The following is a 12,756-nucleotide window of genomic DNA, read 5'->3' as shown; positions in this document are numbered from 1 at the left end:
TGTCCAGGCTCCTATCGCTTGTTCTTGCCAGTACGGCGGCGACGAACAATAAGCTTGTCGCTCTCTTTGTTCGGACGGCGGGTACGGCCCTCGGGCTTGCCGTTCGGGTTGACCGGGTGACGACCACCGGAAGTCTTACCTTCACCACCACCGTGCGGGTGGTCAACCGGGTTCATGGCTACACCACGGACGGTCGGGCGAACGCCCTTCCAGCGCATACGGCCGGCCTTGCCCCAGTTGATGTTCGACTGCTCGGCGTTGCCAACCTCGCCGACGGTTGCGCGGCAGCGCACGTCAACGTTGCGGATTTCGCCGGAGGGCAGGCGCAACTGTGCGAAGCGGCCTTCCTTGGCGACGAGCTGAACCGAAGCACCTGCGGAGCGGGCCATCTTGGCGCCGCCACCCGGACGCAGTTCAACTGCGTGGATAACGGTACCAACCGGGATGTTGCGCAGCGGCAGGTTGTTGCCCGGCTTGATGTCAGCGTCGGGACCAGCCTCGACGAAGTCACCCTGGGACAGCTTGTTCGGGGCGATGATGTAACGCTTGGTGCCATCAACGTAGTGCAGGAGGGCGATGCGAGCCGTGCGGTTCGGATCGTACTCGATTTCGGCAACGCGGGCGTTGATGCCGTCCTTGTCGTGACGACGGAAGTCGATCAGACGGTACTGGCGCTTGTGTCCGCCACCCTTGTGACGGGTAGTGATCTTACCGGTGTTGTTACGGCCGCCGGTCTTGTGCAGCGGACGCAGCAACGACTTTTCCGGAGTCGACCGCGTGATTTCAGCAAAGTCGGCTACGCTCGAGCCACGACGGCCCGGGGTAGTCGGCTTGTATTTACGGATTCCCATAATTTATTTCCTCGTTAAAGTGGTCTCCGCTACGCGAGCGGACCGCCGAAGATGTCGATTGTGCCTTCTTTGAGGGTGACAATTGCACGCTTGGTGCTCTTGCGCTGTCCCCAGCCGAATTTGGTGCGCTTGCGCTTACCGGCACGGTTGATGGTGTTGATCGAGTCGACCTTGACGGAGAAGATCTTCTCCACGGCCAGCTTGATCTCGGTCTTGTTCGAGCGGGGGTCCACCAGGAAGGTGTACTTGCCTTCGTCGATCAGACCGTAGCTCTTTTCCGAAACGACGGGTGCAAGCACGACGTCGCGCGGGTCCTTGATGGTGGTTACGCTCACTTGGAGGCCTCCTCGTTCTTTGCCTTGTCAGCGACGAACGCATCGAAAGCAGCCTTGGTGAAGACCACGTCGTCAGAGATCAGCACGTCGTAGGTGTTCAGCTGGTCTGCGTACAGAACGTGAACATCTGCGAGGTTGCGCACGGACAGTGCGGCAACGTCTTCGGCGCGCTCGATCACAACGAGCAGGTTCTTGCGCTCGGAAACCGCACGCAGCGACGCCAGGGCTTCCTTGGCGGACGGCTTCGTGCCGGCAACCAGGGCCTCAATGACGTGAATGCGGTCGTTACGGGCGCGGTCAGACAGGGCGCCGCGGAGAGCAGCAGCCTTCATCTTCTTGGGGGTGCGCTGGCTGTAGTCGCGCGGGGTGGGACCGTGGACAATGCCACCGCCGGTCATGTGCGGAGCACGGATGGAACCCTGACGGGCGCGGCCGGTGCCCTTCTGCTTGAACGGCTTGCGACCGGCACCGGAAACCTCGGCGCGGGTCTTGGTCTTGTGGGTTCCCTGGCGGGCAGCAGCGAGCTGGGCGACGACAACCTGGTGCAGCAGGGGCACGTTGGTCTGGACGTCGAAGATCTCTGCAGGCAGGTCAACCTTGACAGTGCTAGTCATTGAACTAGGCTCCCTTCACGGCGGAACGTACGAGTACGACCTGGCCGCGGGCACCGGGGACGGCACCCTTGATAAGGAGCAGCGACTTCTCAACGTCAACAGCGTGAACCGTGAGGTTCAGCGTGGTGTGACGAACGGCGCCCATGCGGCCGGCCATTTTCAGACCCTTGAAGACGCGGCTCGGGGTGGATGCGCCACCGATGGAGCCAGGCTTACGGTGGTTCTTGTGGGCACCGTGGGAAGCGCCAACACCGGAGAAGCCGTGACGCTTCATAACACCGGCAAAGCCCTTACCCTTGGAGGTGCCGACGACGTCGATCTTCTGGCCGGCTTCGAAGATCTCAACAGAGAGCTCCTGGCCCAGCTCGTAGGATGCGGCGTCTGCGGTACGCAGTTCGACGACGTGGCGGCGAGGAGTTACGCCTGCCTTCTCAAAGTGACCAGCCAGCGGCTTGGTGACCTTGCGGGGGTCGATCTGGCCGTAGCCGATCTGTACGGCGACGTAGCCATCGGACTCAGCGTTGCGGAGCTGGGTGATGACGTTGGAGTCAGCCTGGACAACAGTTACCGGGATGAGCTTGTTGTTCTCGTCCCAGACCTGGGTCATGCCGAGCTTCGTGCCCAGCAGGCCCTTTACGTTACGGGTTGCGGTCATAGTCTCTCAGCACCTCCCTAGAGCTTGATTTCGATGTTCACGTCGGCAGGCAGGTCGAGACGCATAAGCGAGTCAACGGCCTTCGGCGTGGGGTCGATGATGTCGATCAGACGCTTGTGAGTACGCATTTCGAAGTGCTCACGGCTGTCCTTGTACTTGTGAGGAGAGCGAATAACGCAGTAAACGTTCTTCTCCGTGGGCAGCGGCACCGGGCCGACTACCGTTGCGCCTGCGCGCGTGACCGTCTCAACGATCTTCCGCGCTGAAACATCAATGACCTCGTGGTCATATGACTTCAGCCGGATGCGGATTTTTTGTCCCGCCATGTCGCCTGACTCTCTTTCAGCTAGTGCTGCTCTAGTTAGGGCTGCTCTGTTTACTTACCTGTTGTTGTGGCCGCCGAAGCGTTTGAGGATTTACCACCACACGCCGCACAAGCTGAATCCGGATAATTCCGGGTTCCTCAACCTGCCGGCGCACCGACCCCCGCGGTCGGGCGTGTCGCGATTTTCACGCAAACTCGACCGCATTCCATGGGGTTCAGGGTTATGTTTGGGCTTCAGCTTGGACCCTGGCACCCGGCATTATCCGGATCGGGACGCGAAGAAGCGCTTGAACAACTCATCCAGTATGCCGGAAATCGGAGCCGATGGCTAATCGGGCCTCTTCAGCCCATTGCCACAGCCGAGCCGCGGTATGGATGATAGGTGAATGACCGTCCAGGATACGGGTTCCGTGGAAGATCTTGCCGCGCGCCTTCGTCCGGGATTCACGCTCGGCGTCGCGTCAGCCGCGTTCCAGATCGAAGGGTCCCTTACTACTGACGGCCGGGGCCCGTCGGGTTGGGACGCCTTCTCGGAAAAGCCGGGAGCAATCGTCGACGGCGGCTCCCCCGCCATTGCTTGCGACCACTACAACCGCGCCGACCAGGACATCGCCCTGATGCAGGAGCTCGGGGTGGACTCGTACCGTTTCTCCTTGTCCTGGCCAAGGATCCAGCCTGATGGCCAGGGATCCATCAACCAGCGGGGCCTGGATTTCTACGACCGCTTGATCGACAAGCTGCTCGCTGCCGGGATCTCCCCCATGGTCACGCTTTACCACTGGGACACTCCCCTCCCGCTGGAGCACGCCGGTGGCTGGTTGAACCGGCAGACGGCGTTGCGCTTTGCCGCCTACAGTGCGATCGTGGCTGAGCGTTTCGGCGACCGGGTGGACTCGTGGGTCACTGTCAACGAACCGGTGTCAGTCACGTTGCAGGGATACGCTTTGGGCGCCCACGCCCCGGGTCACCAACTCCTCTTCGATTGCCTGCCCGCGGCCCACCATCAACTCCTTGGCCATGGCATGGCCGTGCAGGCACTGCGCGCCGCAGGGGTTTCCGGACAGATCGGCATTTCCAACATGCACTCCCCGGTCCGCCCTGCCACCAACAAGCTCTCCGACCGGCTCATGGCTGAGGCCCTGGACCTGATCCTCAACCGCATCTATGCCGATGCCATTCTGCTGGGCCAATACCCCAAGCCACATTTCGCGCTGTGGCCATGGTTCCGCTCCCTGGGTCCGGTCCAGGACGGCGACCTCGCCGTGATCGCCCAGCCGCTGGACTTCTACGGCGTGAATTACTACTACCCCATCAAGGTGGCCTCTGGCCGCGGACCGGCGGAAATACCCACCGGCACGGCCGAGGAAATGGTGAACGTTCCTTTCCATCTGGCCGCCTACCAGGAATACCCGGTCACGGGATTCGGCTGGCCCGAGGCGCCTGAACAGCTGGCAACGCTGCTGCAGGAGATGAAAGTGCGGTACGGGGCGTCGCTCCCGCCGATCTACATCACCGAAGGAGGCGCGAGCTTCCCGGAGCCGGACCATGTCAGCGGCCCAGTCCAGGACACCGACCGGATCACCTACCTGGCAGAGCACCTGGGCCATGCCCTCACGGCAACGGGACCAGGCGGGCAAGCCGAGGGCGTGGACCTCCGCGGCTATTACGTGTGGACGTTGCTGGACAATTTCGAATGGGCCGCCGGGTACTCCCAGCGCTTCGGACTGGTTCACGTGGACTTCGAAACCCTCGAACGGACGCCCAAGGAATCGTTCTACTGGCTCAGGGCACTTGAGCGCGCCCGGAGGCACCACGCTTAACCCGATCGGGTTAAAAACCTACTTGTTCTTGTTGGCCCGGTTGATGCGCTTGGCCCGGTCGATCTCATTCCGGAAGTACTTGCGACCCCACAGGACGCCTCCGCCGATGCCAACAACGATGACCAGGAAAATCAGGAATTCCATGCTGATCCTTTCTACCCAAGCAACACTATCCGACTCCCTCCCCGCCGCGCCCACTGCCATCGGATGCAGCGCGATCGGATGGACGGGGTCCGCGGTTCAACCGCCAGACGGCGAGGACAATGAGGGCCACGGCAACGAGTGCCAGCAGGGCAAAGGCATATGACCTCAAGGCCCACATGACGCTCGCGGCCACCCCGGCTGCGCCCCACGCCGTGAAGAGCCTTTCGGACAACAGCAATCCCACGCCTAGGAGTGCGGCATGGGCCGCCAGGACGTAGACCTGCTGCGGGGGCGTTCCGCCGAAAATGGTGGCCACTGAACTGAGCGACAAGAATCCGGAAGCAACTCCCAGCCGCAGGATGGCGTCTCCCCGGTGGCCCCGCAGATAGCGCACCCCTGCCAAAACAACTGCGGTAACCACGTACCACTGGGCTGCCCAGAACCAATCCGGGCGGGCGCCGTCCACGAACAGCAGTGCCCGCTGAAAACCGACCAGGGCAACAATGGCAGCAACTTCCGCCACCAAGTGCTTCTGATGCGGCACTTCCGCCGCAGCGATGCCGCCAGCGATTGCCAGCAGGAACGCGCCCGCCAGTGCCGTGGAGTCGTGGGCCAAGCCCACCGCTGCCCCTGCAAGGTAGGCCACCAGCGTGGTCGCAGCCAGCGATGCCCGCCTTCCTGGCTGACCAGCCACGTTGAGACCGCCAAACCAACGGAGGCCGTACAGCAGGGACCCCATGCCCACTCCCCCAACGAGCCACGGCAGGAAGTCGGCCCACGGACCCGCTGCTCCCGCATCGAGCAAACCCCCGACGGCGGTAACGGCACCCACCAAGGCGGTTGGCGCCGCGCCCGCGTAGAAGGAGGGTATTGATTCCAGGTGGGAGGCAGCGAAGAAGACGATCGCGACGGCCAGGACAGCCCCACCCACCATGCCCGGTGACGTATCAACAGTGGCCAAGCAAGCAGTGCCGGCGAAGACCACAGCCGAGACAAACCACAGCCATCGGTCCGCTCCTCCGGCGCCACGGGTAGGACGGCCCCGCAGCAACGTCTTTGCGAGCGTCACCACCATGGCGCATGCCAGCAGGAGAACCGGCACCTGGAACCTGTCCAACACCGCGTGGTGCAGGAACGTGGTGGACGGGAAGTCCAGGAATGGCCCCGCGAAAACCACCATCAAGGTGACCGCCGCGAGTCCGGGATACAGTGCCACCGCAGCACGCAGCGTCCGGCGCACCAACAACGACGCGAGGCCAGCGAGTGCGAAGCCCAGCAGGAGCACCCAACGGCCGCCGCCGTCGAAATCGCCAGCCAGGAGGTAAACGAGCGGTAGTCCGGCCTGGAGGCCCAGCGTGGACCAGAGAGCAACCCGTTGGAAGGGAACGTCATCAAGCCTGCGATGCGCCAGGCAATGCGTGATGAGCTGCAGGAAAGTGACCAACCCGAGCGCCAGCCAGGGCACCGCCGTCGAATCGGCAACGTCCGCGGCAACAAGCGTCACCAGAGCCGCGGATGCTACGCGGACCGCCACGAGGTAGGCTCCGCGAACCGGCTTGGCCTGAGCCAGCACGGCCATGATGCAACCGTAGGCCAGGAGGATGCCGAGCATGATTTCGACGTCCCTCACAGAGCCTGCCCGGAGCAGCAGCAGGGCCACGGACGCCGGCGCAAAGATCCACGCGATCCGGTGGCTGCGCAGAGCTATCGAGCAGATTGCCGCTGCGAGGGTGGTCACGATGGCCGCAGCTCCGGGCTGCCAACCACCGTACGCCGTGAGGGCGGGCACCCGCGTGGCAACGTTGAATGAGATGGTTGCCACTGCCATCGCTGCCAGAAGTACACCCACATCCGCAGTGACTGTTTGGAGCGAAGTTCCGCGTCGCCCGGCCACCAGGACCACCAGCAATTGCCCGGCCAGGACCCACACCACGACGGAGGCCACGGTCACGTCCTCACCAGCGAGGCCCAAGGCCCACCCGTGCCCCTGCAGATCGGCGTAGGCCGATGCCACGAGGACTGTGCCCGCGGCACGGGCAAGCCACCAGTAGACCCTCCGATGGACCGAGACGGGAAGGCGCAGGGCCGTAGCCAGCAGATAGGCGGTTATCGCCAGCAACACCAGGTTGGCGGCTCCGCGGGAGACAGCAGTGGCAGAAACCAGCAAAGCCACCATGCCTGCACCCGGTGCAAGGAGTTCGCCGATGGTCAGGCGCCAAGGGGTCCGGCTTTGTCCGGTGGTTGGTGGCACCAGCACCCGGGGGAAGGCCATCCATCCCGAGGCAAGCCCCGCGACCAGCAGCGCCAGCACTCCGGAAACCAACACAGGGTGTCCCGGAAGATGTTCCAGGACGGCAAGAACCAACAATCCAAGAGCCGCAGCACAGCCGAAGAGTCCGGTACTGGCCCGCGCCGCCACCACGCCGAAGCCCCGTCGCTCAAAGACAGCACTCAGCACTTGCTGAACTCCGGCCACCACCACGAACGCCAGCACGGTCAGCGGAACCCGCTCCTGGTGACCCACGAGCACCCCGGCCACGACTGCGGGGACGGCAAAGGTGAAAGCAAGGCGCCCAGCCAGCACCAGGCACCTGCCAAGGAATCCGCGGGCAAGGGCCGCCAACGCAAACCAGTAAGCCCCGGTGGCGCCAAGCATCAAAGCCAACGGCCAGGCGCCCACCAAGTCAGCGAGCACCAGGGAACAGCAAAGCACTGCCGCCGGCGCGAAGGCGACGCCTTGCCGCAGCCTCCACCCCAGCACCATCGCCGTGGGCAGCACAACCAGGAAAGGTACGTACTTGGGCAGGTCGAAGGCCCCGACGCCAAGCACCATCGTCAAGACCAAGGCAACAAGGAGTTGAAATCCCAAGCAGGACACGGCGTCGTTCCACCAGGTCCTGGGCGTGACCGCCTTGCCGGCATATGACATCCCGATCGCCTGGACACCCAGGCAGGCAACTGCCGCCAGCATGGCCAAGCTGACATCCGAGGTGCCGTCCCACACCGAGGCAATGATGGCGAGCGTGAACGCTGCACGCGCGGCGAAGAAGTGGCCATTCCGGTATCGGGCCGCGGGGACCAGCATCATCACCGCAAAGTAGGTGCCGCAGATGGCCATCACCAGCGGGTACTCGCCTTTGGCAAGAACGTTTGGCGTGACAGTTGCGGCCAGCCCTACTGCTGGAACAACAAAGGGATGCAGCGCCATCAGTGGTTGTACGTACAGCGGCGATACCCAGCGGGGGTGGGCCAGGGCGAGCAACGTCAGGACGACCGCTACAGCGATCAAGGAAATGAAGTACCAGACCAAGGCACCGCCAAGCACGGACACTCCGGACCAGGCGGTTGACACCACGAAGCTCAAGGAGAGCCAGGCCAAGACTTTGTTGTTCAAGCGCACGGCCGCAAACACGTAAGCGCCTGTACCAAGCAACGATGTTGCCAACCAAGCGAGCGGTCCGTTGTGCAGGGCAAAGTTGTACATCGCCAGGCCAGTGATCGGCACCAGGGCCAGGCCGGTGCCAGTGAACGCCAGAGCCGCCGGACGAAGCGGTGGAACGCGGGGATGAAGGACCAAACCGGCCACGTAGAACAGGACCGTGATCCCCCACAACGCAACGAACCTGAACATCTCCGGCAGGCTCGTACCCACGAACAACGCACCCGCAGCCACCAGCAGCAGGCTTGCCACGTAGAGAGTGATGTTGATGTTCTGCCGGTCGCGCTTGTCCTTGCGCGCGGCCACCTCCTCCGCGCTTTCAGGACGGACACGTGCGTGCTGCGGCGCAGGTGGCAGCGGCTGTCCTGCAAGAACGGACGACGGCGGCGCCATGGTTTGCGCTGCAAACCCCGGCTGTGCGGGTTGTTGCGGCCGCATCGGCGGCGCAGGTTGTTGCGGCTGCATCGGCGGCGCGGGTTGCCGCCAACCCATCGACGGGACGGGGTGGGTGGGCGGGTGGGGACCCGTTGTCTGCCCGGGCCATCCCGGCGGCGGGGTCCACGTTCCCGCCCCGCCACGGGTCGGGCTGGCCGAGCCAAGCGGAGCAGCCTGCGTCTTCGCCAGGGCATCGCGCCAACCAGCCATATGGCCGGCGAGATAGCCCGCGCGGTAGGCGCCGCCGTCGTCCGTTTGCTGTGCGGAACCCTTGGGAGACCGCCCGCGTCCACGCACCAGGCCCAGCGCAAATCCGCCAGCGGCGACCAGCACCAGGAACAGCAAGCCCCCGATTGTGCCCATGAATCCGTACACGGCAGCTCCCTATTATGCCCAGGGCACGGCTGTTTGCACAGGCCAGCCCGCATTAATCAAGACGATGGACTAATGGTAGCAAAGAAGAACCCCACCGCCGAAGCGATGGGGTTCTTCTTTGGTTTGTTTCCGTGTCCGGAAACCTCCCGATCTACAAGCAGAAACTACTTGATGATCTTGGTAACACGTCCCGAACCAACGGTGCGGCCACCTTCACGGATAGCGAAGCCGAGGCCCTCTTCCATTGCGATCGGCTGGATGAGCTCAACGGTCATCTCAGTGTTGTCGCCAGGCATAACCATTTCCGTGCCCTCGGGCAGGGTGATAACGCCGGTGACGTCCGTCGTACGGAAGTAGAACTGCGGGCGGTAGTTCGAGTAGAACGGGTTGTGACGTCCGCCTTCGTCCTTGGAAAGGATGTAGACGTTTGCCTCGAAGTCGGTGTGCGGGGTGATGGAACCCGGCTTGACGACAACCTGGCCACGCTCGACATCGTCGCGCTTGAGGCCACGGAGCAGGAGGCCACAGTTCTCGCCGGCCCATGCTTCGTCGAGCTGCTTGTGGAACATCTCGATACCGGTAACCGTGGTCTTCTGGATCGGGCGGATGCCGACGATCTCAACCTCGGAGTTGATGGCGAGGGTACCACGCTCGGCGCGGCCCGTAACAACGGTGCCACGGCCGGTGATGGTGAAGACATCTTCGATCGGCATCAGGAACGGCTTGTCGCGGTCACGTACGGGGTCCGGAACGGACTCGTCGACAGCTGCCATCAGGTCCTGGACGGACTTGACCCAAACCGGGTCGCCTTCCAGAGCCTTCAGACCGGAAACGCGAACAACGGGAGCGTCGTCGCCATCGAAGCCCTGCGAGCTCAGGAGCTCACGAACTTCCATTTCGACGAGGTCGAGGAGTTCCTCGTCCTCAACCATGTCCGACTTGTTCAGTGCGACCAGCAGGTAGGGAACACCAACCTGGCGGGCGAGCAGAACGTGCTCACGGGTCTGTGCCATCGGACCATCGGTAGCGGCAACCACGAGGATTGCGCCGTCCATCTGGGCAGCACCGGTGATCATGTTCTTGATGTAGTCAGCGTGACCCGGGGCGTCAACGTGTGCGTAGTGACGCTTCTCGGTCTGGTACTCCACGTGGGAGATGTTGATGGTAATACCGCGCTGGCGCTCTTCCGGAGCAGAGTCGATGGACGCGAAGTCGCGCTGCTCGTTGAGATCCGGGTACTGGTCGTACAGCACCTTGGAAATGGCGGCAGTCAGCGTCGTCTTACCGTGGTCAACGTGACCAATGGTGCCGATGTTGACGTGCGGCTTAGTCCGCTCGAACTTTGCCTTTGCCACAGGTTCCTCCTAGAACGATTTCAAGTGACGTGCTCCTCGGCCGCGCTTTTCGCGGCAGAAACTCATGCAAGTCTACTTGGGGGCTTGGTTTTGGTGAAATTTCAGATTCAGGAACCAATCTTAGTTCCTGGAGTCTGTTTGCGCAGGGGGCCGGGCCACGACTTTCGCCGTGGCCCTGCCACACACGCTGAGATGCCTTCCCGGGACCGGAATTGCATCCGTTACCGGGGTGATTACTCGCCGCGGGTCTTCTGGATGATCTCGTCGGCAACAGCCTTCGGGACCTCCGCGTAGCTGTCGAACGTCATCGAGTACACAGCGCGACCCTGGGTCTTGGACCGGAGGTCACCGATGTAGCCGAACATTTCGGACAGCGGCACGTTCGCACGGACCACCTTCACGCCTGCAGCATCTTCCATCGACTGGATCATGCCACGGCGGGAGTTGAGGTCACCGATGACGTCGCCCATGTATTCCTCAGGGGTACGTACTTCGACGGCCATCAGCGGTTCGAGCAGGACGGGGTTGGCCTTGCGGGCACCTTCCTTGAACACCTGGGAACCGGCGATCTTGAACGCCATTTCCGAGGAGTCGACGTCGTGGTATGCGCCGTCGATCAGGCTGGCCTTGACGCCTACCATCGGGTAGCCGGCAAGGATACCGAACTGCATGGCATCCTGGATACCAGCGTCAACGGAGGGGATGTATTCACGCGGAATACGGCCACCGGTGACCTTGTTTTCGAACTCGTAGAAGGTACCGTCCGTGGTTTCCAGGGGCTCGAAGGAGACCTGGACCTTTGCGAACTGACCCGAACCACCAGTCTGCTTCTTGTGGGTGTAGTCAACCTTCTCCACAGCGCGCTTGATGGTTTCGCGGTAAGCAACCTGCGGCTTGCCGACGTTGGCCTCAACCTTGAATTCGCGGCGCATACGGTCAACGAGGATGTCGAGGTGGAGTTCACCCATACCCGCGATAACGGTCTGGCCGGTTTCTTCGTTGAGGGAGACCTGGAAGGTCGGGTCCTCAGCGGAGAGCTTCTGGATGGCCGTGGAGAGCTTCTCCTGGTCACCCTTGGTGTTCGGCTCGATCGCAACAGAGATCACGGGCTCCGGGAAGCTCATGGACTCGAGGACGATCTGGTTTGCGGGATCGCACAGGGTGTCACCGGTGGTGGTGTCCTTCAGGCCGATCGCTGCGTAGATGTGGCCGGCGGTAGCGCCCTCAACAGGCATTTCCTTGTTGGCGTGCATCTGGAAGAGCTTGCCGATGCGCTCCTTCTTGCCCTTGGTGGAGTTGACCACCTGCGCACCGGAGTCGACGTGACCGGAGTACACGCGGACGAAGGTGAGCTGGCCGAAGAAGGGGTGTGCTGCGATCTTGAACGCAAGAGCGGAGAACGGCTCGTCAGCGGAAGGCTTACGGGTCAGTTCCTTCTCTTCGTCGCGGGGATCGTGGCCGATCATCGCAGGAACGTCGAGCGGCTTCGGCAGGAAGTCCACAACGGCGTCGAGCATCGGCTGGACACCGCGGTTCTTGAACGCAGAACCACAGAAGACCGGGTAGAGCTCGGAGTTGATGGTCATCTTGCGGATGCCGGCCTTGAGCTCTTCGAGGGTGAGTTCTTCACCTTCGAGGTACTTCTCCATGAGTTCCTCGGAAGCCTCGGCAACAGTCTCAACGAGCTGTGCGCGGTATTCCTCGGCCTTTTCCTTGAGGTCGGCAGGAATTTCCTGGACCTCGTAGGAAGCGCCCATGGTCACGTCACCCTTGGCGTCGCCCGGCCAAACCAGTGCGCGCATTTCAAGGAGGTCAACAACGCCAACGAAGTCGTTCTCGGCACCGATCGGCAGCTGCATGACCAGCGGCTTGGCGCCAAGGCGGGAAACGATGGTGTCAACGGTGAAGTAGAAGTCAGCGCCGAGCTTGTCCATCTTGTTGACGAAGCAGATACGCGGAACGTTGTACTTGTCGGCCTGGCGCCAAACAGTCTCGGACTGCGGCTCCACGCCTTCCTTGCCGTCGAACACGGCAACTGCACCGTCGAGGACGCGCAGGGAGCGCTCAACCTCAACCGTGAAGTCCACGTGGCCCGGGGTGTCGATGATGTTGATCTGGTTCTTGTTCCAGAAACAGGTCACGGCCGCGGACGTGATGGTGATGCCGCGTTCCTTTTCCTGTTCCATCCAGTCGGTCGTCGAAGCACCGTCGTGCGTTTCGCCGATCTTGTGGTTCACACCCGTGTAGAACAGGATGCGCTCGGTAGTGGTGGTCTTGCCGGCATCGATGTGGGCCATGATGCCGATATTGCGGACCTTGTTAAGGTCGGTAAGCACGTCCTGTGCCACGGGGTCTCCCTTTCGGATGGACTACACGTTCGCCGCCGGCTCGGTCGAGCCGGCGGCGTC

General features: G+C 62.6%; 10 protein-coding genes. 1 reads left to right on the top strand and 9 read right to left on the bottom strand.

Annotated features, from left to right (window positions below; genetic code table 11):
* Positions 1 to 11: 11 nt before the first annotated feature.
* The 5 genes from rplB to rpsJ are packed head-to-tail and all read right to left on the bottom strand — an operon-like array spanning position 12 to position 2,781.
* Positions 12 to 851, bottom strand: a complete 840-nt coding sequence (rplB, locus tag ACIPY3_RS01300; protein ID WP_021472409.1) for a 50S ribosomal protein L2 — start codon at positions 849 to 851, stop codon at positions 12 to 14.
* Positions 852 to 880: 29 nt separating this feature from the next.
* Positions 881 to 1,186, bottom strand: a complete 306-nt coding sequence (gene rplW, locus ACIPY3_RS01295; protein ID WP_011775593.1) for a 50S ribosomal protein L23 — start codon at positions 1,184 to 1,186, stop codon at positions 881 to 883.
* Positions 1,183 to 1,800 (bottom strand): 50S ribosomal protein L4, encoded by a 618-nt coding sequence (gene rplD / locus ACIPY3_RS01290; protein WP_400329124.1) that lies wholly within the window; start codon positions 1,798 to 1,800, stop codon positions 1,183 to 1,185. Before rplD ends, rplW begins: the two co-directional genes overlap by 4 nt.
* A gap of 4 nt (positions 1,801 to 1,804) precedes the next feature.
* Positions 1,805 to 2,455: a 50S ribosomal protein L3 gene (gene rplC / locus ACIPY3_RS01285; RefSeq protein ID WP_347108077.1), complete on the bottom strand. Its 651-nt coding sequence runs from the start codon at positions 2,453 to 2,455 to the stop codon at positions 1,805 to 1,807.
* A 17-nt stretch (positions 2,456 to 2,472) separates the two neighbouring features.
* Positions 2,473 to 2,781 (bottom strand): 30S ribosomal protein S10, encoded by a 309-nt coding sequence (gene rpsJ, locus ACIPY3_RS01280; protein ID WP_003803825.1) that lies wholly within the window; start codon positions 2,779 to 2,781, stop codon positions 2,473 to 2,475.
* 385 nt (positions 2,782 to 3,166) lie between these two features.
* Between rpsJ and ACIPY3_RS01275 the strand changes: the two genes are divergently transcribed.
* Positions 3,167 to 4,600, top strand: a complete 1,434-nt coding sequence (locus ACIPY3_RS01275; RefSeq protein ID WP_400329121.1) for a GH1 family beta-glucosidase — start codon at positions 3,167 to 3,169, stop codon at positions 4,598 to 4,600.
* Positions 4,601 to 4,618: 18 nt separating this feature from the next.
* Here ACIPY3_RS01275 and ACIPY3_RS01270 read toward each other — a convergent pair whose 3' ends face one another.
* The 4 genes from ACIPY3_RS01270 to fusA all read right to left on the bottom strand — a co-directional run bounded on the left by ACIPY3_RS01270 (position 4,619) and on the right by fusA (position 12,696).
* A complete protein-coding gene (locus ACIPY3_RS01270; RefSeq protein WP_400329118.1) occupies positions 4,619 to 4,744 on the bottom strand; it encodes a hypothetical protein in 126 nt (41 codons plus the stop codon).
* 25 nt (positions 4,745 to 4,769) lie between these two features.
* Positions 4,770 to 8,981 (bottom strand): hypothetical protein, encoded by a 4,212-nt coding sequence (locus tag ACIPY3_RS01265; RefSeq protein ID WP_400329115.1) that lies wholly within the window; start codon positions 8,979 to 8,981, stop codon positions 4,770 to 4,772.
* Positions 8,982 to 9,157: 176 nt separating this feature from the next.
* Positions 9,158 to 10,348, bottom strand: coding sequence for an elongation factor Tu (gene tuf, locus ACIPY3_RS01260; RefSeq protein ID WP_021472401.1), 1,191 nt, complete (start codon positions 10,346 to 10,348; stop codon positions 9,158 to 9,160).
* Between the two features lie 233 nt (positions 10,349 to 10,581).
* Positions 10,582 to 12,696 carry an elongation factor G gene (fusA, locus tag ACIPY3_RS01255; protein ID WP_400329113.1) on the bottom strand — a complete coding sequence of 705 codons (2,115 nt, stop codon included), beginning with the start codon at positions 12,694 to 12,696 and terminating at the stop codon, positions 10,582 to 10,584.
* Between the last annotated feature and the right edge of the window lie 60 nt (positions 12,697 to 12,756).

This window comes from Paenarthrobacter sp. NPDC089714, from assembly GCF_044748905.1.
GTDB lineage: Bacteria > Actinomycetota > Actinomycetes > Actinomycetales > Micrococcaceae > Arthrobacter.
Note: the sequence above shows the minus strand (reverse complement) of the source record. Positions and strands in the feature narration are given on the sequence as shown.

Excerpts from the sequence above, each read along its gene's own strand:
- rplB (WP_021472409.1), bottom strand. The coding sequence starts at position 851 with ATGGGAATCCGTAAATACAAGCCGACTACCCCGGGCCGTCGTGGCTCG.
- rplD (WP_400329124.1), bottom strand. The coding sequence starts at position 1,800 with ATGACTAGCACTGTCAAGGTTGACCTGCCTGCAGAGATCTTCGACGTC.
- rplC (WP_347108077.1), bottom strand. The coding sequence starts at position 2,455 with ATGACCGCAACCCGTAACGTAAAGGGCCTGCTGGGCACGAAGCTCGGC.
- rpsJ (WP_003803825.1), bottom strand. The coding sequence starts at position 2,781 with ATGGCGGGACAAAAAATCCGCATCCGGCTGAAGTCATATGACCACGAG.
- ACIPY3_RS01275 (WP_400329121.1), top strand. The coding sequence starts at position 3,167 with ATGACCGTCCAGGATACGGGTTCCGTGGAAGATCTTGCCGCGCGCCTT.
- ACIPY3_RS01270 (WP_400329118.1), bottom strand. The coding sequence starts at position 4,744 with ATGGAATTCCTGATTTTCCTGGTCATCGTTGTTGGCATCGGCGGAGGC.
- ACIPY3_RS01265 (WP_400329115.1), bottom strand. The coding sequence starts at position 8,981 with ATGGGCACAATCGGGGGCTTGCTGTTCCTGGTGCTGGTCGCCGCTGGC.